This is a genomic window from Thioclava arctica (assembly GCF_040892615.1).
Classification (GTDB): Bacteria; Pseudomonadota; Alphaproteobacteria; order Rhodobacterales; family Rhodobacteraceae; genus Thioclava; species Thioclava arctica.
In genome coordinates, this window is the sequence record NZ_JBFRYC010000004.1 from 126987 (window position 1) to 148963 (window position 21977).

Genomic DNA, 21977 nt, shown 5'->3' on the forward strand with positions numbered 1-21977 from the left:
GCAACGCTGGTGACGCTAACAGTCGCAACTTCGCGCGTTTCAGCCCGCGCGGCGCAAAAACCAGCCTGTCAGGGCTGTCACAAGGGCGCGCGGTGCCAGCCGGGGCATAAAGGTGAAGAACTTGTTGTCCCAGCCCGTGACGACAATGCGCCGCCCCTTCATGCAGCCGTTCCAACCCGCGCGCGCCACGCTTTGCGCCGAGGGCATCGGGGTGAGTTTCATCAGCCATGTCGTGCCGGTGTCTGCGCGCTCGAAAAACGCGGTACGCGTGGCGCCGGGACAAAGCGCGGTGATCGTGATCTCGGTATCAGACAGCTCGCTTGCAACGGCCTCGCTAAGCGACAGAAAATACGATTTCGAGGCGTGATACACTGCCATATTCGGCCCCGGCATGAACGCAGCCGCCGAGGCGACATTCAAAATCCGCCCCGCACCGCGTGCCCGCATTTCCTCGATGGCCAAGCGCATCAACTGCGTCGCGGCGGTGATATTGACTGCAATCACCTCATCCTCGCGCGCATCGCCCGCCGCGCCAGTGGCGAACAATCCGTGACTGCCAAGGCCTGCGTTATTGATCAGCACATGGATCGGGCCATCGGCCAGTGCCTGCGCGCGCGTCCAAAGGTCCTGCGCCGCACCGGGTTGGGACAGATCGGCGGGGCAGGGGCGCGCACTCACCCCCGTTGTCCCTTCGATCTCGCGGGCCAGATCCTCAAGCGCGCCAAGATTGCGCCCCGACAGGATCAGGTTATAGCCGTCGGCCCCCGCGCAGCGCGCCAGTTCAAGACCGATGCCCGACGAGGCCCCGGTCACCAGCGCCCAACCGCGCGGGCCGCTCATGTTAGCCGCGCTCCAAGGCGGCGACGCCGGGCAATTCCTTGCCCTCCATCCATTCCAAGAACGCCCCGCCCGCAGTCGAGATATAGGAGAAATCCTTGGCAGCATCGGCCTTGTTCAGCGCCGCGACCGTATCGCCCCCACCTGCAACCGAAATCAACTTGCCCTCGCGGGTCAATTCGGCGGCCTTGGCGGCGGCTGCGTTGGTGGCAATGTCAAACGGCGCGATTTCGAAGGCACCCAGCGGGCCGTTCCAGATCAGCGTTTTGCTGCCCTCGAATACCTTGGCGATCTCGGCCACCGTTTTCGGCCCCGCATCCAGAATCATCGCATCGGCCGGGCAGGCGTCTTTGGCCACGGTTTCGCAGTCGGCCCCCGCCTTGAATTCACGCGCCACAACCACATCCAGCGGCAGATGAATCGTGCAACCAGCTGCGCGGGCTTTGTCCATGATCTCGCGCGCTGTATCGGCCATGTCATGTTCGGCCAGCGATTTGCCCACATCGATGCCTTGCGCGACAAGGAAGGTGTTGGCCATGCCGCCGCCAATGATCAGATGATCGACCTTGGCCACCAGATTGCCCAGCAAATCCAGCTTGCTCGAGACTTTCGCCCCCCCGACCACCGCCGTCACCGGGCGTTCTGGATTGCCAAGTGCTGCGTTGAGCGCCTTAAGCTCGGCCTCCATCAGACGGCCCGCGTAAGACGGCAGCACATGGGTGATGCCCTCGGTCGAGGCATGCGCGCGATGGGCTGCCGAAAACGCGTCATTGACATAGACTTCGCCCAGCGCGCCCATCGAGGCGGCAAGCTGTGCGTCATTGGTCTCTTCGCCCGCATGAAAACGGGTGTTTTCCAGCAACAGAACTTCACCAGCTTGCAACGCGCCCACGGCCCGTTTTGCAGGCCCGCCGATGCAATCTTCAGCGAAATTCACCTTTACACCCAGCGCCGCCTCAAGGGCTGGCACCAGCACTTTCAGGCTCATTTCGGGGACAACCTGCCCTTTTGGGCGCCCAAAATGCGCCAGCAGCACCGGCTTGCCGCCCTTTTCAAGGATATCGCGCACAGTGGGGACAATCTTTTCGATCCGGGTGGCATCGGTCACTTTCCCGTTTTCCACCGGCACGTTGATATCGACACGCACCAAAACGACCTTGCCCGCAAGATCGACCTCGTCGAGGGTTTTCCAAGCCATAAAAAATCTCTCCCATTCGTCGCTGGATCGCGATGCGTTTATCACGCGGCTGTGCGCTCGCGTAAACTTGCCGATATGGGGTGCCAAGGTCAACGTCCTGTCGCTCAATTGCGCAGCTTTACCCTTGCGAGTGACCCGCTCGCACCCCTATGGTCGCGCCAAATGCCAAAGGAGGTTTTTCATGGCCGAGATCAAAGATCCCGAAAACACCATCATCATCGAGCTCAAAGACGGTCCCGTCGTGATCGAACTGCTTGCTGATGTGGCCCCCAAACATGCCGAGCGCATGAAGCAACTGGCGCGCGATGGCGCGTATGACAACGTGGCGTTCCACCGCGTCATTGACGGTTTCATGGCGCAAACGGGCGATGTTGCCCATGCGAATATGGAAAAAGACTACAATCCGGGCCGTGCGGGCACCGGCGCGTCGCAATATCCTGATGTGCCTGCAGAATTCTCTAAACTGCCCCATGATCGTGGCACGCTGGGCGCGGCGCGTTCGGCCAATCCGAACTCGGCCAATTCGCAGTTCTTCATCAACTTCTCGGACAATCACTTCCTGAACGGGCAATACACCGTTTATGGCCGGGTGATTTCGGGCATGGAGCATGTCGACAAGATCGCGCGCGGCGAGCCGCCGAAATCGCCTGATCGGATGGTTTCTGTAAAGGTGGCTGCTGATGCGTAATTTTACCCGCCGCACCGTTCTGGCCGCCGCGCTTGCACTCGCAGCGCCTGCGGCATTTGCCGACAGCGACAGCTCGGGCGCGGCCGATACCGGTGGCCCGAAACTGGTGCTGGAAATCGGTGGCTCCACAACGGGCAAGGTCGTGATCGATCTGCTGCCCGATGTCGCCCCCAAAGCGGTCGAACGGCTGGAAACGCTGGCCAAAGACGGCAAATATGACGGCGTGGTGTTTCACCGCGTGATCGACGGTTTCATGGCGCAAACGGGCGATGTGCAGTTTGGCAAAAAGGGTGGCGACACCTCGATGGCGGGGATGGGCGGCTCTGACCTGCCCGATCTGCCCGCTGAATTCTCCAACCGTTCGTTCCAGCGCGGCATTGTCGGCATGGCGCGTTCGTCTGACCCGAACTCCGCCAACTCGCAATTCTTCATCATGTTCGCACCTGCGCCCAACCTTGACGGTCAATATACCGTCGTGGGGCATGTGGTTTCGGGCATGAATGTGGTCGACAAGATCAAGAAGGGCGATGCGGCGAAAAACGGTCTGGTCGAAGATCCCGACTTCATCGCCTCGGCCACGGTCGAAGAATAAGCGCACCCCGCGCATCTAATGAGTCTCAGATCAAACGGGCGGTGCCTTCGGGCCCGCCCGATTTGTATTTTTCCCTTGTTCCATTGATAAAATAACGCCCGCGTGAGCGTGTCGCGGGTTTCTGCACCTGCACCTGTCTCGCGGCTGAGACAGATGAGGCAATGCCCCGGTGCAAGCCCGCTATGCAGGCGCGTTCAGCGTTGTCACGCTGATCCCATGCCGCTCTTCATGAGGAGGGAGCGGAGATTTTTGGGAGGAAGACACATGGCCAATGATATGGCACCAGAGTTCAAGGGCGTTTCGGTTTCGCCGTTCCGCGAGCGTTACGGCAACTTCATCGGCGGCAAATTTGTCGCCCCCGTCGGTGGCAAGTATTTTGACAACGTCACCCCGATTACCGGCGGCAAAGTCTGCGAAGTCGCCCATTCCAGCGAGGCCGATATCGAGATGGCGCTGGATGCCGCGCATGCTGCCAAAGACGCTTGGGGCAAGACCTCGGCGGCAGAGCGCTCCAACATCATTTTGAAGATCGCCGACCGTCTAGAGGAAAATCTCGACCTGCTGGCAGCCGCCGAGACCTGGGATAACGGCAAGCCGATCCGCGAAACGACGCTGGCCGATATTCCGCTGGCAATCGACCATTTCCGCTATTTCGCGGGTGTGCTGCGCAGCCAGGAAGGCACGATGTCGCAGATCGACGAAGACACCGTGGCCTATCACTTCTATGAGCCGCTGGGCGTTGTCGGACAGATTATCCCGTGGAACTTTTCAATCCTGATGGCCGCTTGGAAACTGGCCCCTGCGCTGGCCGCTGGCAACTGCATCGTGATGAAACCAGCCGAGCAAACCCCGGCAGCGATTCTCGTTATGGCCGAGCTGATCGCGGATCTGCTGCCCGCCGGTGTGCTCAACATCGTGAACGGCTATGGCGCCGAAGTCGGTGCCGCGCTTGCCAGCTCCAAACGCATCGCCAAGATCGCCTTCACCGGCTCGACCGTCACCGGGCGCAAGATCATGCAGGCGGCGACCGAAAACCTGATCCCGGTCACGCTGGAGCTGGGGGGCAAGTCGCCCAACATCTTCTTTAGCGATGTGATGTCCAAGGATGACGCCTTCCTCGACAAGGCGATCGAGGGGTTTGTTCTGTTCGCCTTCAACCAAGGCGAGGTTTGCACCTGCCCAAGCCGCGCCCTGATCCAAGAAGACATCTATGAGGCCTTCATGGAACGCTGCATTGCCCGCGTCGAGGCGATCAAACAGGGCGATCCGCGTTTGATGGAAACGATGGTCGGCGCCCAAGCCAGCCAGCAGCAACAAGACAAGATCCTCTCGTATCTCACGATCGGTCGCGAAGAGGGGGCCGAGGTGCTAATTGGCGGCGCGGCGGCGCGCTTTAACGGCGAGCTGTCCAACGGCTATTACATCCAGCCCACGATCCTGAAGGGCCATAACAAGATGCGGGTCTTCCAAGAGGAAATCTTTGGCCCCGTCGTGTCGGTCACGACCTTTAAAGACGAGGCCGAGGCGCTCGAGATCGCCAATGACACGATGTATGGTCTGGGCGCGGGCGTGTGGTCGCGCGATGCCAATACCTGCTATCGCTTTGGCCGCAGCATTCAGGCCGGTCGGGTCTGGGTGAACAACTACCACGCCTATCCGGCGCATGCTGCGTTTGGTGGCTATAAGCAATCGGGCATCGGTCGCGAAAACCACAAGATGATGCTTGATCACTACCAGCAGACCAAGAACATGCTGGTAAGCTACAATCCGAACAAGCTCGGGTTCTTCTGATCGGCTTGCCTCCCCAAGCCGGGGCCGCACCTTTCGGGGTGCGGCCCCTTTTTTATCTCTGAATAGCCCAAAAAGGCCGCCATTCGCGGCGCATTGCGCGAATTTCGTAAACGCGATTTTAGCGAATTGCCTCTATCCCGATGGCACCTTGCCAATCGGAGCCATGCCATGACCCTACGCCGCCAGATATTGATCCTGCCGATCTTCGTGGCCCTTCTTGCCTGCGCATTAATGGAGATCGGGACCATCTGGATGAGCCAGCAGGTCGATACTATGACCCGCGCCAATCTGATGGATGGCGCTGACGCGCGGTTACAGGCCAAGATCGCATCGGCAGAGCACGAGGCGTTGGATCGCGCAAAGCTGATCGCGGGCCTGCCGCAGGTGCAAGCGGCAATGGCTGCGCGCGATGATGGCGCGCTTGAGGCGATTTTGGCAAAAAACTGGCCGGTTTTGCGCGATGAAACCGGGATTGATCAGCTGCAATTTCATACCGCACCCGCGACCTCGCTGATCCGCATTCACAATCTCGACAAACGCGGCGATGACCTGTCAGCGTTCCGCAAAACAGTGGTTGATGTGAATACCTCCGGCAAGGCGATTTCTGCGCTCGAAGCGGGCAAGGCGGGGATTGGCGCGCGTGGCGTAGTTTCCGTCGTGCATAACGGTGTTCAAGTTGGCTCGGTTGAGGTTGGATTGAATGTCGGGCAAAGCCTGCTTGATGAACTCGCCAAGACCACCGGGGTGAACTACGAATATTACGCCTATCAGTCACAAGGCCCCGCCAAGATGCTGGCCAAAACCGGGGACAGCCCCGCATTCCTGAGTGCCGCACAGCTCACAGAGCTGCATGCGGGTGGCACACTGGAGGGGGATATCAACATTGCCGGCGCGCAAAACTTTCTGCGCGCGTTTGCCATTCGCGACTATAGCGGTGATGTGGTCGGGGTGTTTTCGATGGCCTCGCCTTCAACGCAGGTCGCGGCCCTCAACGCAATGATGACGAAAATATCGCTCGTCCTTGCGGCTGTGACCTTTGTGGTCTCGGCGCTGATTGCATGGCGGCTCGGCGGGGCGATCGTGCGCCCGATCTCGGGATTGGCCAAGGCCACGCAAGGGATTTCGCAAGGCGATCTCACCACACAGGTCGCAGGAACACATCGCAACGATGAACTGGGAGACATGGCCCGCGCCCTCACGGTTTTTGCCGAAAACCTCGAAAAGAACGCGCAGATGCAAAACGCCTTGCGCATCGAAGAGGAAAACGCCCGTCAGGCAGAGGCCAAGCGTCAGGCCGAGGCGCGCGAGGCGGAAATAAATCAAGCCGCAGCCAAGGAAGAGGCCGAGGAACTGCGGCGCCAGGTCCAAGCAGAGGAACAAGCGGCCCTGCGCGAGCGTGAAGAGGTCGCGCGGCGCCAGCTTGAGGAACAGGCGCAGATCGTTTCGGTTCTAGCGGCTGGCCTCAATGCCTTGGCGCATGGCAATCTGGCCAGCACGCTTGAAGATGCCTTGCCGGGCGAATACGAACAGTTGCGCATTGATTTCAACGCAGCTGTGGCCCAGCTCGCGCGCTCGCTTTACCAGATTGAACAGGGCGCACAGCTGATTGATTCCGAGGCGCAAACGGTTGCCACTTCGGCGGACGAACTGGGCCAGCAAACTGAACGCAACGCCGCCACGCTAGAGCAAACCGCCGCTGCGCTGAATGAATTGACCGTTTCGGTGCAATCTGCAGCCGAGGGCGCACAATCAGCGCGTTCGCTGGCCAATGACGCGCGCGGCCATGCCGAAAGCGGTGCGCAGATCGTGGAAAACGCGGTCTCTGCGATGGCGGGGATCGAAAGTTCGGCCAAGTCGATCTCGCGCATCACATCGGTAATCGATGATATCGCGTTTCAAACCAACCTGCTTGCGCTCAATGCCGGGGTTGAGGCGGCACGTGCGGGCGAGGCCGGGCGCGGTTTTGCCGTTGTCGCCTCTGAAGTGCGCGCGCTGGCGCAGCGATCCTCGGATGCGGCCAAGGAAATTTCGGAACTCATTGCCTCGTCAGATGTGCAGGTGCAATCGGGCGTTACTTTGGTGGGGCAGACCGGCGAGGCGCTTGGGCGGATCGTGACGTCGGTGCGCGATATTCACGACCGAGTCAGCACCATCGCCGTCTCGTCGGGCGAGCAAGCCAGCGGCATTTCCGAAATCAACTCCGCCTTACATCTGCTCGATCAGGCAACTCAACGCAGCGCGGCGATGTTTGATCGCACCACGACCGCGAGCCGGGCCATGCTGGGGGAAAGTGCGCGCCTGATGGGATCGGTCGCAGCCTTTACGCTGCCCGATCCGGCAACGATCAAGGCGGCCCAAGACCCAACCGCGATGATCGCGGCGCAATAAGGTGTCGCGCGCTAACCGCTGCCGCGTGCTAACCGGTGCGGCGAAAATCAATCGGGGTTTTGCCGGTTTTGGCGTGAAAGGCGCGGGTGAAATAGGCCGGGCTGGTATAGCCCAGACTGGCCGCGATCTCTTTGACGGGCAGTTTTGTGTCGCGCAACAATTCGCGCGCTTCATATAGCCTGCGCTCTTGCAGCATTTCGGACGCGCCTTTGTTGCAGCTTTCGCGACAGGCGCGCGTCAGATGCGTCAACGTGACCCCCAACTCATCCGCCATCTCACCAACCCCGATGCCCGAGCGGAAATTCCGCTCTACCAAGGTAGTGAAGCGTGCCACCAACCGACGCGCGCCCGAGGGCTGGATCGCAGCCGTCTGATTGGAGGCAATCTGGCGCTCCAGCCAGACGCTCAAAAGCCCAAGCTGGTGCTGTAGCGCCCGGTCTGCGGCAGGGCGGTCGCTGTCCAACTCACGTTGCACCGCCTCAATGATCGACCCGATCTCGCCTTGTGCGACCCCGTCGCGCACTCGTAAATGCTGGATCGCATGGGGTAGCACGACATCGCTGTCACGCCCAAAATGCACGATCTGTCCTTGCGGTTGTGAGCCCAATTCATAGGAATGCATCACCCCGGCGGGAATGAAGATCACGTTATTGGGGCCGTAGCCGCGCGTCACACCGCCCAACGTGATACGCCCCTGGCCACGGGTGAACCACAGCAAGCATGGCTCAGAGCGTGCGCGCATCGCCTCGACGCGCCAGCGCCCGGCCTTGGCCAAGCGACTGATCTGGCTAATGCGCACCGCGGAAGGCGCGGCTGGCAGGGAACTGCGGGCCGCCTCGGGGCCGCGTGCGTCTGCCGGATTCCGGGGCTTGGATTGCGAAAACTGCGACAGCGGCGGGGTCGAAAAAAGTTTCACTTTTGCGATCTTTCGAAGGGCGGAATGCGTTAATATTACCTTGTAACCCGCTTTCAACCAATAGTTTTTCAACATTGTCCCTGCATCGCTGTGGCGGCAGGGTCACGCACACGCGATCTTGTGCCAAGCCTTCATGCGAGCACGAAACCAAGTGCGTTGACGCTTGGCATATTGGCGAGAAGCCGCCTGTGCACGGCTGCGCGCGGTCTCCAGATCGACCTCATCGCGCAGATAGGCGATCAATTCGGGCGCTCCGATTGCACGCGCCCAGAGCGCCTCGGGGTCCCAGATCGGTTCGACGGCGCGCACCTCATCCAACGCGCCCTGTTCCAGCATCAGATCAAAGCGGCGATCAATGCGATCTGCCAACCAGTCGCGATCGGCCTCCAGCAGCAGGGGCACGCAATCGCGCAGCGCCAGCAGCGGCGCGGGGGTGCGTGCCTGCCAAACCGCAAGCCCCTCACCTGTCGTGCGCAACACTTCCCAGGCGCGCTGCACCCGCATCGGGTTTTGCGTATCGATCTGCGCGCGCGTGGTGGCGTCCAGTTCGCCCAAAAGCGCGCCATGCCCCTCACGGTTGCGTCGCGCATCTGCCTCGGCGCGGATGGCGGGCGGGGTGGCGGGAATCTGCGCCAATCCTTGCGTGAGAGCGGTGAAATACAGCCCCGTCCCCCCGACAATGATCGGGCGCGGGCCGCCTTGGGCGTGATCGGCCAAGATCGTCGCCACCTCTTTGAGCCAATGGCCCACCGAATAGTCGGCCCCCGGCGCAATATGACCATAAAGGCGATGGGGCGCGCGCGATTCCTCATCGACCGAAGGGCGCGCCGAGAGCACCCGCCAGCACGACCAGACCTGCAACGCATCGGCATTCACCACCACGCCCCCCGCTGATTGCGCGATTTCCAACGCCAGCGCGGATTTGCCGCTGGCCGTCGGTCCGGCAATCAAAACCGGGATATTTGACGCGATTTCAGGCAGGTTTTGCAGCATAATAAAGCCGATCACAGGATCACAAGGGCAGGGCGGGTGCGATCCCTCGCCACGAGAGGTTGAACCCGGCCCCCATTTGCGACATTTTGCGCGCCGATGACAACCGTCTGACCTGAGGGGACCGCAATGAGCGACGAGACGCTACCGCAAACCAAATATAAACGTGTCCTTCTCAAGATTTCAGGCGAGGCGCTGATGGGCGATCAGGGCTATGGCCTGCACCCGCCGACCGTGGCGCGCATCGCGCGCGAGGTGCAATCGGTCCATGAGATGGGCGTCGAGATTTGCATGGTGATCGGGGGAGGCAATATTTTCCGCGGGCTGGCAGGCTCGGCCCAAGGGATGGAACGCACGACCGCTGACTACATGGGCATGCTGGCCACGGTGATGAACGCGCTTGGCATGCAGGCGCAGCTTGAGGCATTAGGGCTGCACACCCGCGTCATCAGCGCGATCCCGATGGATGAGGTCTGCGAGCCCTACATTCGCCGCCGCGCCGTGCGTCACCTTGAAAAGAAACGGATTTGTATCTTTGCTGCGGGCACCGGCAACCCCTATTTCACCACCGACACCGCCGCGACCCTGCGCGCCAATGAGATGAATTGCGAAGCGATCTTCAAGGGCACCAAGGTGGATGGCGTCTATGATAAAGACCCGATGAAATTCGACGATGCCAAGCGCTATGACACGGTCAGCTATGACGTCGTGCTGCAAAAGAACCTGGGCGTGATGGATGCCTCGGCGATTGCTTTGGCGCGCGACAATAACAAGCCGATCATCGTGTTTTCGCTTGATGAGCCGGGCGGGTTTCGTGGCATCCTTGCGGGGCAGGGCACCTACACACTTGTGCAGGGTTAAGAGCCACGCAAATGCTATCTTTCGCCTCGGCACTGCGCTAAACCAGTGCCCGAGGCTGCAACCAAGACGGAAAAACCAACAATGTCCGACGAGATTGAGATCGACACCGATGACCTTGAGCACCGCATGAAAGGTGCCATGACTTCGCTCAAACATGAATTTGCTTCGCTGCGCACGGGGCGGGCTTCGGCCTCGATGGTCGAGCCGGTGATGGTGGATGCCTACGGCTCCATGACCCCGATCAACCAGGTCGGCACCGTGAACGTCCCCGAGCCGCGCATGGTCACCGTGAACGTCTGGGACAAGGGTCTGGTCGGCAAGGTTGAAAAGGCGATCCGCGAAAGCGGGCTGGGGATCAACCCGCAGACCAACGGCACGATCATCATGCTGCCGATCCCTGAATTGAACGAGGAACGCCGCCGCGAGCTGACCAAGGTCGCAGCGCAATATGCCGAAAGCGCGCGCGTCGCGATCCGCAATGTGCGCCGCGACGGGATGGACCAGATCAAGAAAGCCAAAAGCAACGGCATGTCAGAAGATGACGTGAAGTTCTGGGAAACCTCCGTGCAAGAACTGACCGATACCCACACCGCGCTGGTGGATAAGGCACTTGAGGGCAAACAAGCCGAAATCATGCAGGTCTGAGGCGAAAGAATCCCCGAAATGGCGCTGCGAGACGACAAGCCGGCCAAGAAGGCCCCCGCATCTGTTATGACCGATTATGGCGTGCGCCATGTCGCGATTATCATGGATGGCAATGGGCGCTGGGCCAAACGGCGTGGCTGGCCACGTTTGGCGGGCCATCGCAAGGGCGCTGAGCAGATCAAGAAAATCGTGCGCGAGGCCCCTGATCTGGGCATCCGCTACATGACGATCTACGCCTTTTCGACCGAGAATTGGAAACGCTCGCTGATCGAAGTGCTTGGCCTGATGAAGATGTTTCGCTTTATGATCCGGCGCGAGGCGGATGCGCTGGCCACTGAAGGCGTGAATCTGCGCTTTATCGGGGATCGCTCGCGCCTTGATCCGGCGTTGCGCGAAACGATGGACGCGATCGAAGCACGCACCAAGACCAATACTCGCCTGACGCTGGCGGTCGCAATCAATTACGGCGGGCGCGATGAGCTGCGCCGTGCTGCCGCCCAGCTGGCGCTCGATTGCGCAGAGGGTCGCATTGCCGCCGAGGATATCGATGATGAAGCGTTGGCCGCGCGGCTTGACACGGTGGGCATGCCCGACCCTGATCTGGTGATCCGCACATCTGGTGAAACCCGGATTTCCAATTTCCTGTCTTGGCAGGCGGCCTATGCTGAATATGAGTTTACCGAAACGCTTTGGCCTGATTTTACGGTCGAAGAGCTGACCGACATCTTGGCCCGTTTCAGCGGGCGTGAGCGCCGCTTTGGCGGGGTGCAACCGTGAGCGCGCCAAAGCTGGGCGGCAAATGGGGCGATCTGGCGCCGCGATTTGCGTCAAGTCTGGCGATGGTCGTGGTGGGTGTTTTCGCGATTTGGTGGGGCGGGCCGGTCTTTGCAGGGCTTGCTGTCGTGGTCAGCGCGCTGATGATCTGGGAATTGATGATGATGCTCGCGCCCAATCGCGCGGGCAATGCGGTCGGGTTGGCGCTTGTTGCGGCGGCAGTGCTGGTGGCGGTGCTCTGGCTGCACAGCCCGTTTGCGCTGCTCTATCTGCTGATCGTGCCGATCCTTGCGCTTGCCTATGCACGCGGGCGGCGTCTGGTTGGCGCGGCCTATGCGTTTGCGATCATGCTGACAGGTTATGGTCTGGTGGCGCTGCGCGAGGGGGCAGGGCTTAGCGTGATCTTCTGGATCGTCGTTGTGGTGGTTGTCTCTGATATTGCTGGATATTTCGTGGGACGCCTGATGGGTGGCCCGAAATTCTGGCCCAAGATTTCGCCGAAGAAAACATGGTCTGGCACCGTTGCGGGCTGGGTTGGGGCTGCCCTTGTCGGGGTGGTTTTCGTGCAGTTCGGGGCCGCGACCTCGCTGATCTGGATTTCGCCGCTTCTGGCGTTTGCCGGGCAGATGGGGGACATCGTGGAAAGCGCGCTCAAACGCGCGGTCGGGGTCAAGGATAGTTCTGCGCTGATCCCCGGCCATGGCGGCGTGCTGGATCGTTTTGACGCGCTGACGGGGGCGGTGGTTTTTCTTATCTTGTTGTCGCAAGTGATGCCGCTGCCGCTCACGGAAGGCTAAGCGATGCGCAGAATTTCGATATTCGGGGCGACGGGTTCTATTGGTGAAAGCACGTTTGATTTGCTGATGCGCCAAGGTGGGCCAGAGGCGTTTCACACGGTCGCGCTAACGGGCGGGCGCAATATCAAGCGGCTGGCCGAGATGGCGCGTGCGCTGCGGGCCGAGATCGCCGTGACCGCCTATGAGGATTGCTACGCCGATCTGGTTGAGGCGCTTGGCGGCAGCGGTATCGCTGTGGCCGCAGGCCCCGCAGCACTGATCGAAGCCGCCCACCGCCCCGCCGATTGGGTGATGTCGGCGATTGTGGGCGCGGCGGGTCTTGCGCCGGGCTTTGCGGCGCTGTCTCAGGGGCGCACGCTGGCGCTGGCCAATAAGGAATCGTTGGTCACCGCTGGCCCGCTGCTGCTGGGCGAGGCGCGCGCGCATGGCGCCACGATCCTGCCCGTGGATAGCGAACATTCCGCAATCTTTCAGGGCCTCGTGGGCGAGGATATGGCGGCGGTCGAGCGCATCATCATCACGGCCTCAGGCGGCGCGTTTCGCGACTGGCCGATGGAAAAACTGGCCGCGGCCACGGTCGCGCAGGCCTCATCCCACCCCAATTGGGACATGGGTCAGCGCATCACGATCGATTCCGCGTCGATGTTTAATAAGGCCTTGGAAGTCATTGAGGCTAAAGAATTCTTCGCCATAGCGCCTGAGCGAATTGAGGTTGTCGTGCATCCGCAATCCATCGTGCATGCGTTGGTGGGGTTTAATGATGGCGGGCTGATGGCGCATATGGGCGTGCCCGACATGCGCCACGCGATTGGCTATGCGCTCAACTGGCCGACGCGGCATAAACTGCCGGTGGAACGGCTCGATCTGGCCAAAATCGGCCAGCTTGATTTTCGCGCTCCCGATCCGCTGCGCTACCCGGCCTTGCGTCTTGCGCGCGAGGTGATGGAGATCGGCGGGATGGCGGGGGCGGCTTTCAACGCGGCCAAAGAGACCGCGCTGGATCAGTTTATCGCGGGCCGGATCGGCTTTCTCGATATGGCGGGTCTGGTCGAGGATGTTTTGACGGACATGAGCGCGCGGCAGGGCCTTGGAAATGCCGCGATGAGCCTAGATAACGTGCTGCACACCGATACCGAAGCGCGCAGGCTCGCCCTCGCGCTCTGTGATCAAAAAAGGATTTGAGTTTTGGATCTTCTGCCCCAGTTCGGCAATCTGCTCTATACTGTTGTCGCGTTTGTCGTGGCGCTTTCGATCATCGTGGCGGTTCATGAGTTTGGCCATTACATCGTCGGGCGCTGGTCGGGCATCAAGGCCGAGGTGTTTTCCTTGGGCTTTGGCCCCAAGCTGCTGAGCCGGGTGGATAAACATGGCACGCGCTGGCAGATCGCGGCGATCCCGCTGGGCGGGTATGTGAAATTCCTTGGCGATGCGAATGCGGCCTCGGCGGGCGCGGATGAAGAAGAGATGGCGCAACTCAGCGATGCCGAGCGTCGCCACACCATGCATGGCGCCCCGCTTTGGGCGCGCGCAGCGACCGTGGTGGCGGGCCCGGTGTTCAACTTTATCCTGTCGATTGCCATCATTTCGGGGCTTACAATGTGGTCAGGGCAGGCGACAGATACGCCTGATATCGACACTATCGTGGCCCTGCCCCAAGGGGCGGTTGGGCTGCAGCATGGCGACAAGATCGTGGCCGTGAATGGGATCAAAATTTCGGATTACGCCGCCTTGAACAGTGCGATTGATCAGATGCCTGCCGGGCCGACAGTGCCCTACACGGTTGAACGCGCAGGAAAAACGCTGGATGTGACGGGACCGCAGCTGTTTCCGGCACGCTTTGCCGGGATCGCGCCAAACTCTGCCGCTTATGATGCGGGACTGCAGGGCGGTGATGTGATTACGGCGATTGACGGCACTCCGATCTGGCGGTTTGCGGATTTGCAAGACGCGGTGAAGGCGGGCGATGGGGCGCCGATGGTGCTGTCGATCTGGCGCTCTGAAAACGGCGGCGCGCCCAAGGTGTTTGACGTCACGCTTGTGCCGCGCCGCACTGATATTCCCAATGGCAAAGGCGGGTTTGAGACCCGTCTGTTGATCGGCGCGACGGGCAGCTACATGTTCACCCCGATGACGGTCGCAGTTGGTCCGGTAGACGCGCTGACGGGGGCGGTGAAATCCACCTATGGCATCGTCGCGCAGTCGGTTTCCGGCATCAAGGCGATGATCGCGCAGCAGATTTCCTCGTGTAACCTGTCAGGCGCGCTGCGCATTGCGGAAACCTCGGCTGCGGCGGCCAAATCCGGCCCGCTGGAGTTCATCTGGTTTATCGCGGTGCTCTCCACGGCGGTGGGGTTTCTCAATCTGTTCCCGATTCCGGTTCTGGATGGTGGTCACCTGATGTTTCACGCCTATGAGGCGCTGGCGGGCAAGCCCCCGTCCGAGTGGCTGATGAACGTGTTCATGTCGGTGGGGCTGGCTTTGGTCGCTACGCTGATGCTGTTTGGTCTGTGGAACGATATCACCTGCTAAGGTCCCGCTCGGCGCGGCTGCCGCAATTTTGCCCTAATTGGCTCTGAATTGCGCCATTTTCAGGCGATAGGTGTTGAATATGTGGGTTTGTGCCGAAAAAGGATCGCGCTATGGGTATGGTGATTGCGGAAAGCTACCGCGGTATGGGCGTGATCTTTGAAATCGTCGCGGATCGCCTTTTGGTACCGGTTGCGGTGATTGTGGCGCTGATGGGGGCGGCTTTGGTCGGGGTGCAGCTTCTCGATGTCCTCGGCATTGATCCCGCCCTGCTGCACCGCATCTAAAATAGCATATATCTTTCGATCAGTTGTGGCCCTTGCGTAACCCAACGCAAATAGTTGCGTCATGGGGGGCTGTGCACTTTGACAAGACGGGCCTGCTTCGGTAGTCACTTTACAAAAGAAAAGTGAATACTTGGCGGGAGAGGGCGATGTCGATCGGCTTGCAATCAGTGCTCAGAATCTGTGCGACGCGAAATGCCCTTCGGGCGAGCGTGGTTTTTCCTGCGGTAGCAATGGCTTGCTTGGCTGTGCCCCAGGTAGCCCAAGCGCAGCAATATAGTTTCTCTTCGGTAAAAGTGGTGGGCAACGAGCGTATCGAGCCCGCTACGATTCTGGCATATGCGAGAATCGCTCGTAATCAGGCGGTTTCTGCGGCCGATCTAAATGCTGCCTATCAGCGCATTTCTGGCTCGGGCCTGTTTGAAACTGTGTCGCTGACGCCTCAGGGCCGCACATTGGTTATTCAGGTGCAGGAATATCCCACGATCAGCGTGATCAACTTCGAGGGCAACAAGCGCATCAAGGATGAGCAGCTGGCCTCGATCGTGCAAAGCAAACCGAACCGTGTCTATAAACCCTCAGAAGTTGAGGCGGATGCCCAGCGTCTGGTGCAGGCCTATTCCCAAGATGGCCGGATGGCGGCGCGCGTGACGCCCAAGGTGATCCGACGCTCGAACAATCGCGTCGACATCGCTTTTGAAATCAAAGAGGGCAAGATCACCTCGGTTGAGCGGATCTCGTTTACCGGTAACCGGTCTTATTCGGATCGCCGTTTGCGTCAGGCGCTTGCGACCAAACAAGCTGGCTTGTTCCGCACCTTCGTGAAAAATGACACATTCAACCCTGATCGTGTTCCGCTGGATCAGCAAAAGCTGGTCGATTTCTATCAGTCGCGCGGCTTCAAAGATGTGCAGGTAACGGGTGTATCCTCGCAGATGACGCGCCAGCGTGATGCCTTTTTCATGACGTTCAACGTGATTGAAGGGCAGAAATTCCACTTCAACAAGGTCGATACCGTTTCAGAAATTCCCGAGCTGGATTCTGCGAAATTTGCCAAGCTGGCAAATATCAGCACGGGGCAAACCTATTCGCCCCAAGCGATTGATCTGGTTGTGACGCGGATGGAACAGCAGGCGATCAAGGACGGCGCGCAATTCGTGCGTGTCGAGCCGCGTATTACCGAAGACCAGCGCACCCAATCTGTCAATGTCACCTTTGCATTGGTGCGCGGGCCGCGCGTTTTCGTGCAGCGCATTGATATTGAAGGCAATACCAGCACGCTGGATCGGGTGGTACGGCGCGAATTCCGCACGGTTGAGGGCGACCCCTACAACCCGCGCGAAATCAAGAACGCCGCTGATCGCATTCGTGGCACCGGCTATTTCAAGAATGTCGATGTCAACACCAAGCAAGGCTCGTCTCCCGATCAGGTCGTTGTGGGTGTGAACGTCGAAGAGCAGCCCACCGGCTCGCTTGGTTTCGGCGCGTCCTATAGTGCGACGGACGGTGTCGGCGTGAACGCGTCCTTGCAGGAAAACAACTTCCTTGGGCGTGGGCAATACTTGGGCCTATCGCTTGGCACGACGACGGATAACAACTCTTCAAGCCTGCGCTTCGTTGAGCCGCGCTTCTTGGGACGGAATGTGAAATTCTCGTTCGGGGCGTATTACAACACCTCGAGCAGTGCTTCGAACACCAATTACGACACCAAACGCATGTCGATTTCGCCGGCGTTTGAATTCCCGGTCTCCGAGCGTGGCCGTCTGGAAGTGCGTTATAAGCTTGGTCAAGATGAGCTGAAAAATGTCACGACCGCCTCATCGCCGATTTTGCAGAGCGAGGAAGGCAAGCGGGTCTATTCCGGTCCGGGATATACTTACACGTTCGACACCTCGATTGATCAGATTGACCCGCGCTACAACATGAAGTTCACGGTCTCGCAGGATTTCTGGGGGCTGGGCGGTGATATTACTGGCGGCATCACCTCGGCCAAGATTCAGGGCGAGCGCAAGATCATGAACGAAGAGGTCACGCTGCGCGCCTCGCTTGAAGGCGGCGCGGTTCATGCCTCTGGCGGCACCACGATCCTGCAACGCTATAGTGGCAGCCAGATTCGCGGCTTTGAAAGCTACGGCATCGGCCCGCGTGATACCGCTGCAGCCAACCAAGACGCGCTTGGCGGGAATTTCTACTGGGTCGGCAAAGTCGAGGCACAATTCCCGATCGGCCTGCCCGAAGAATATGGCGTCACCGGTGGTGTGTTCTTCGATGTCGGCTCTGTCTGGGGGCTCGACAATACAGCGGGAGCAGGGACCGTGGATGACTCCATGCATGTGCGCTCTGCTGTTGGGGTGTCGATCTTCTGGGACTCGGCGATTGGTCCGCTGCGCCTGAATTTCTCGAAAACGGTCAAGAAAGAAACCTACGACAAGCCGCAGAATTTCGACCTGACTTTGTCGACGCAATTCTGATTGGTCTGATCGGATGAGAGGTGCGTTTGCTCTGGCTCTGGTGTTGGCGGGTTTCGCCGCGCCGGGGCTTGCGCAACAGGCTCCGTCTGCGTCCCCGGTTCCGCCTGCGGCGCAAACCCCGGTTCTGACGCTGGACTGGGAGCGTTTGTACGACAATTCGCTCTGGGGCAAACGGGTGGCGCGCGAGATCGAGACCGCGTCAGCCGATCTGCGCACCGAAAACAACCGCATCGCCGCTCAGCTTGAGGCCGAAGAACGCGATCTGACAGATCGCCGCCCCAAGATGGACCCGGCCGCATTTCAAACCGCTGCGGATGTGTTTGACAAACGCGCCACTGCCATTCGCGCCGCGCAAAAGGCCAAGGCGGATGCGATCCAGCAGCAACTCAACAACGAGCGGCAAGGGTTTTTACAAGCTGTAATGCCCAAACTGGACGAGGTTTTGCGCGCGCGCGGCGCCGAGGTGGTTCTGGATTCGCGGGTGATCATTCGCGGCCTCGCCTCGGCGGATGTGACTGCGCAACTGGGCGAACGGATCGATTCCGAGGTCGGCGATGGGGCAGGGCAGGTGACCGCCAGCGTTCCCGCGACTGGTACGCAACCCGATAGCAAAAATACGGCGCCCGCGGCCCCCGATGCGCCCACAGGCAGCACGAATGGGGATGGGGGCGTTTTTGTGGATGACAGCCTCAATTCGAATGCCAAAACGGGTGCTGATCCTGCGCTGAACGGGGGCAGCCCACCCGATCCGACGCCGCCTCTTGGTCTGCCGATGCCCAAGTTGAAGAACTAACCATACCCCGGCAATCCTTGCCAAGTCCCTGATCCGTTGCTAGCAACGACTCAATCGAACGGGCCGCACCAGACGCAGCCTGAGTTGAAGGAGCCTTTTCGATGACCGAACCCGCCCCCTATACCGAAGCTGATCTGGCGCTGATCAAGCGTATCATTCCCCATCGCTACCCTTTCCTGCTGATCGACAAGGTGCGTGACATCGTGCCGATGAAGGGCGCGGTCGGAATCAAGAACGTGACCTGCAACGAACCCCATTTTCAGGGCCATTTCCCCGATATGCCGATCATGCCCGGTGTCACCATCGTAGAGGCGATGGCGCAGACCTCGGCCGTGGTGGTGGGGATTTCGCTCAACGTGGTGGATCGCGACCTGCTGACCTATTTCATGGGCATCGACAAATGCAAATTCCGCCGCAAGGTCGTGCCGGGCGATGTGCTGGAGTTGCATGTCAACGTGAAACGCGGCGGTGGCAAGATCTGGAAGTTTGAGGGTCGCGCGATGGTCGAAGGAGAGTTGGCCTGCGAAGCCGAGTTCACCGCGATGATGGACTTGCAGGGCTGAGCGGCATGACCATCGACCCAAGCGCGCAGATCCACGCCTCGGCGGTGATCGAAGAGGGCGCCACAATTGGCCCGGACTGCCAGATCGGCCCGTTCTGCGTCATCGGCCCCGAGGTGGTGCTGGGGCGCGGCGTGACGTTGCAGTCCCATGTCGTCATTCAGGGCGCCACGGAAATCGGTGAAGGAACCGAGGTCTTTCCCTTTGCCTCGCTAGGACAGATCCCGCAAGATCTTAAATTCAAAGGCGAAAAGACACGCCTCAAGATCGGGGTACGCAACCGCATCCGCGAATATGTCACGATGAACACCGGCACCGAGGGCGGTGGTGGCCTGACGCAGGTCGGCGATGACTGTCTGTTCATGTCGTCCTGCCATGTCGCGCATGATTGCAAGATCGGGGACCGGGTGATCTTGGTCAATTCGGTCGCCGTCGCAGGTCATTGCGTATTGGAAGATGACGTGATCGTGGGCGGGCTGTCGGGGGTGCATCAATGGGTGCGCATCGGGCGCGGCGCGATTATCGGGGCGCTCTCGATGGTGACGGCCGATGTGATCCCGCATGCGCTGGTTGCGGGGCCGCGTGCCACGCTTGAGGGGCTCAATCTGGTGGGGCTCAAGCGCCGTGGCACCTCGCGCGAGGAGCTGTCGGCGCTGCGCGCGACATTTGCTGAGCTGTCCACGGGTAATTTCCGCGACTCTGCGCGCCGTCTGTCTGAGGGCAAGGTCGAGGGCGATTTGGCGCGTGAGGTGATTGATTTCATTCTCGGCCCGTCCGATCGCAGTTTTCTGACGCCGCATAAATGAGCGGGTCCGGGGATATTGCGCTGATCGCGGGACAGGGCGTTTTGCCCGGTCTGATTGCGCGAGCCGCGCCGGGACTGCTGGTCTGTGAGATGGAGGGCACGCCAAGCGAGATTGGCACACCCGAGACGCTGCGCTTTCGCGTCGAACGTCTGGTGCCGTTTCTCGATACGCTGGCAGATCGCGGGATCAAGCAGGTGGTGTTTGCCGGCGCCTTGCAGCGCCCGCGCGTCGATATGGAGCTGATCGACCCACGCTCGGCCCAGCTTGTGCCGCGCCTCGCGATGGCGATGCAGGGGGGCGATGATGCGACCCTGCGCGCGGTGATCGAGATTTTCGAGGATTGGGATTTTCAGGTCGTGGGCGCGCATGAGATCGCGCCCGATCTGGTTTGTGCCCCTGGCGTGATCTGCGGTGCGCCCAGTGACCGCGACCGCGCCGATATGGCTCGCGCCGCCGCCATCGTCGCCGATCTGGGGCGCGCCGATATTGGTCAGGGCGCGGTTGTGGCGGGCGGGTTGTGCTTGGCGGTCGAAACTTTGCCGGGTACCGATGCGATGCTCGATTTCGTGCACCTTCACAAAGGGTTGCGCGATGATCTTAAGGCCGCATCCGGGGTGTTCTATAAGGCCCCGAAACCGGGCCAGGATCGCCGCGCGGACCTGCCAGTCATCGGTGTGCGTACCGTGCAAAAGGCGGCCGCAGCCGGGCTGTCGGGCATCGCCTTTGAGGCGGGCGGCGTGATGTTGCTGGAACGCGACGCGGTGATAGCCGCTGCGCAGGACGCCGGTCTGTTCCTATGGGCCTGTGCGCCATGAAGCTGTTCGTGATCGCGGGGGAGGCCTCGGGGGACAAGCTTGGCGGGGCACTGATGGAGGGGCTTGCAAAGCTTGCTCCGGGCATCGAATGGCAAGGGATTGGCGGGCCAGAGATGGCCGCGCAAGGGTTGGACAGCCGCATCGCGATGGAAGAACTGTCGGTGATGGGCCTGATGGAGGTGGTGCCGAAATATCGCCACCTGAAACGCCGGATTGCCGAAACCGCGCAGGCGGTGGTGGAGATGCGCCCCGATGCGCTGATCACCATCGACAGCCCCGATTTTTGCCTGCGCGTGGCGCGGCTTGCGCGCGAACAGCACCCTGATCTCAAGGTGGTCCACTATGTTGCGCCCTCAGTCTGGGCGTGGCGTCCGGGGCGTGCGGCTAAGATGGCGCAGGTGGTCGATCATGTGCTGGCGGTGCTGCCCTTTGAGCCGCCCTACATGCAGGCCGCCGGGATGAGCTGCGATTTCGTTGGCCATCCGGTGGTGGCCGAACAGCGCGCCAGCGCCGCCGAGGCCGCGGCCTTTCGCGAAACCCACATGATCGGCCCCGATCAACCCTTGGCGCTGTGTCTGCCCGGTTCGCGCGCGGGCGAGGTCAAGCGGCTGGGCAAGCGATTTGACGAGGCGCTGATGCAGTTGCGCGATCGCGAGCCGGGCTTGCGCGTGGTGCTGCCCACGGTGCGCGGCGTGGCCCCGATGGTGCGTGAAATGTCTGCGCGCTGGCCCATCGCCCCGATCGTGGTCGAACAGCCCGCCGACAAACGCGCGGCCTTTGCCGCAGCCAATGTCGCCCTTGCGGCAAGCGGCACGGTGAGCCTTGAATTGGCCGCCAATCGTGTGCCGATGGTCATTGCCTATGACGCCAGTTTCCTTACATGGCATCTGATCTGGAACCTGATGATGAAGGTGGACACCGTGACGCTGGTCAATCTGGTGTCGGATACGCGCGCGATACCTGAATTTCTGGGGCCCGACTGCAAGCCGCGCGCAATCTCGCGCAAGCTGCTGCAGGTGCTTGAACAAGACGATGCGCGCGCAGAGCAATTTGCGGCGATGGAGCTGACAATGGAGCGCTTGGGCGAGGGCGGAGACCCGCCGGGCCTGCGCGCCGCGCGTTCGGTTCTGGAGTTTCTACAAAAGACGTAAGCGCGCAGTTTCAGGAACATGGCGCGGGGTGTTCGCGTTGCGCGACAAGAGGGCGAGCAATTCCGTCTGCGCCCCATTTTTCAACCAAAGGTGA

21 protein-coding genes are annotated in these 21977 nt (G+C 60.7%); 17 read left to right on the top strand and 4 right to left on the bottom strand.

Going from position 1 to position 21977, the window contains the following annotated elements:
* Positions 1-39 precede the first annotated feature (39 nt).
* Positions 40-840 (bottom strand): SDR family NAD(P)-dependent oxidoreductase, encoded by an 801-nt coding sequence (locus AB4874_RS08950; protein ID WP_368391729.1) that lies wholly within the window; start codon positions 838-840, stop codon positions 40-42.
* Position 841: 1 nt separating this feature from the next.
* On the bottom strand, positions 842-2035 hold the full coding sequence (locus AB4874_RS08955) for a phosphoglycerate kinase (RefSeq protein ID WP_295537211.1): 1194 nt from the start codon (positions 2033-2035) through the stop codon (positions 842-844).
* A 181-nt stretch (positions 2036-2216) separates the two neighbouring features.
* Between AB4874_RS08955 and AB4874_RS08960 the strand changes: the two genes are divergently transcribed.
* The 4 genes from AB4874_RS08960 to AB4874_RS08975 all read left to right on the top strand — a co-directional run bounded on the left by AB4874_RS08960 (position 2217) and on the right by AB4874_RS08975 (position 7494).
* Positions 2217-2723 carry a peptidylprolyl isomerase gene (locus AB4874_RS08960; protein ID WP_368391730.1) on the top strand — a complete coding sequence of 169 codons (507 nt, stop codon included), beginning with the start codon at positions 2217-2219 and terminating at the stop codon, positions 2721-2723.
* Positions 2716-3315, top strand: coding sequence for a peptidylprolyl isomerase (locus AB4874_RS08965; protein WP_368391731.1), 600 nt, complete (start codon positions 2716-2718; stop codon positions 3313-3315). The genes AB4874_RS08960 and AB4874_RS08965 overlap by 8 nt, the downstream gene beginning before the upstream one ends.
* 264 nt (positions 3316-3579) lie before the next feature.
* Positions 3580-5106, top strand: coding sequence for an aldehyde dehydrogenase (adh, locus tag AB4874_RS08970; protein ID WP_295537214.1), 1527 nt, complete (start codon positions 3580-3582; stop codon positions 5104-5106).
* Between the two features lie 168 nt (positions 5107-5274).
* A complete protein-coding gene (locus AB4874_RS08975; protein ID WP_368391732.1) occupies positions 5275-7494 on the top strand; it encodes a methyl-accepting chemotaxis protein in 2220 nt (739 codons plus the stop codon).
* A gap of 28 nt (positions 7495-7522) precedes the next feature.
* On the opposite strand, the gene AB4874_RS08980 is transcribed toward AB4874_RS08975, so the two are convergent.
* Together AB4874_RS08980 and miaA are read right to left on the bottom strand one after the other, a co-directional pair.
* Positions 7523-8410: an AraC family transcriptional regulator gene (locus AB4874_RS08980; RefSeq protein WP_295537216.1), complete on the bottom strand. Its 888-nt coding sequence runs from the start codon at positions 8408-8410 to the stop codon at positions 7523-7525.
* 102 nt (positions 8411-8512) lie between these two features.
* The gene (gene miaA / locus AB4874_RS08985; RefSeq protein WP_368391843.1) at positions 8513-9403 is read right to left on the bottom strand and encodes a tRNA (adenosine(37)-N6)-dimethylallyltransferase MiaA; all 891 of its coding nucleotides are present in this window, start codon (positions 9401-9403) and stop codon (positions 8513-8515) included.
* 126 nt (positions 9404-9529) lie between these two features.
* Here miaA and pyrH point away from each other — a divergent pair, with 126 nt between their 5' ends.
* The 13 genes from pyrH to lpxB all read left to right on the top strand — a co-directional run bounded on the left by pyrH (position 9530) and on the right by lpxB (position 21883).
* On the top strand, positions 9530-10261 hold the full coding sequence (gene pyrH / locus AB4874_RS08990) for a UMP kinase (protein WP_295537217.1): 732 nt from the start codon (positions 9530-9532) through the stop codon (positions 10259-10261).
* 81 nt (positions 10262-10342) lie between these two features.
* Positions 10343-10906 (top strand): ribosome recycling factor, encoded by a 564-nt coding sequence (gene frr, locus AB4874_RS08995; RefSeq protein ID WP_295537218.1) that lies wholly within the window; start codon positions 10343-10345, stop codon positions 10904-10906.
* A gap of 66 nt (positions 10907-10972) precedes the next feature.
* Positions 10973-11683, top strand: a complete 711-nt coding sequence (uppS, locus tag AB4874_RS09000) for a polyprenyl diphosphate synthase (RefSeq protein WP_295537221.1) — start codon at positions 10973-10975, stop codon at positions 11681-11683.
* Positions 11680-12477, top strand: a complete 798-nt coding sequence (locus tag AB4874_RS09005; RefSeq protein WP_368391733.1) for a phosphatidate cytidylyltransferase — start codon at positions 11680-11682, stop codon at positions 12475-12477. The genes uppS and AB4874_RS09005 overlap by 4 nt, the downstream gene beginning before the upstream one ends.
* A gap of 3 nt (positions 12478-12480) precedes the next feature.
* On the top strand, positions 12481-13659 hold the full coding sequence (gene dxr, locus AB4874_RS09010) for a 1-deoxy-D-xylulose-5-phosphate reductoisomerase (RefSeq protein ID WP_368391734.1): 1179 nt from the start codon (positions 12481-12483) through the stop codon (positions 13657-13659).
* Positions 13660-13662: 3 nt separating this feature from the next.
* Positions 13663-15006: an RIP metalloprotease RseP gene (gene rseP / locus AB4874_RS09015; RefSeq protein WP_368391735.1), complete on the top strand. Its 1344-nt coding sequence runs from the start codon at positions 13663-13665 to the stop codon at positions 15004-15006.
* A 110-nt stretch (positions 15007-15116) separates the two neighbouring features.
* Positions 15117-15290, top strand: coding sequence for a hypothetical protein (locus tag AB4874_RS09020; protein WP_368391736.1), 174 nt, complete (start codon positions 15117-15119; stop codon positions 15288-15290).
* Between the two features lie 230 nt (positions 15291-15520).
* On the top strand, positions 15521-17758 hold the full coding sequence (gene bamA, locus AB4874_RS09025) for an outer membrane protein assembly factor BamA (RefSeq protein WP_295537237.1): 2238 nt from the start codon (positions 15521-15523) through the stop codon (positions 17756-17758).
* Positions 17759-17771: 13 nt separating this feature from the next.
* Positions 17772-18551, top strand: coding sequence for an OmpH/Skp family outer membrane protein (locus tag AB4874_RS09030; RefSeq protein ID WP_368391737.1), 780 nt, complete (start codon positions 17772-17774; stop codon positions 18549-18551).
* A 101-nt stretch (positions 18552-18652) separates the two neighbouring features.
* Entirely contained in the window at positions 18653-19114 is a 462-nt protein-coding gene (gene fabZ / locus AB4874_RS09035) for a 3-hydroxyacyl-ACP dehydratase FabZ (RefSeq protein ID WP_295537233.1), read from the top strand.
* Positions 19115-19119: 5 nt separating this feature from the next.
* Positions 19120-19917 carry an acyl-ACP--UDP-N-acetylglucosamine O-acyltransferase gene (lpxA, locus tag AB4874_RS09040; RefSeq protein WP_368391738.1) on the top strand — a complete coding sequence of 266 codons (798 nt, stop codon included), beginning with the start codon at positions 19120-19122 and terminating at the stop codon, positions 19915-19917.
* Positions 19914-20732, top strand: coding sequence for an LpxI family protein (locus AB4874_RS09045; RefSeq protein WP_368391739.1), 819 nt, complete (start codon positions 19914-19916; stop codon positions 20730-20732). The genes lpxA and AB4874_RS09045 overlap by 4 nt, the downstream gene beginning before the upstream one ends.
* On the top strand, positions 20729-21883 hold the full coding sequence (lpxB, locus tag AB4874_RS09050) for a lipid-A-disaccharide synthase (RefSeq protein ID WP_295537227.1): 1155 nt from the start codon (positions 20729-20731) through the stop codon (positions 21881-21883). The genes AB4874_RS09045 and lpxB overlap by 4 nt, the downstream gene beginning before the upstream one ends.
* Positions 21884-21977: the final 94 nt, after the last annotated feature.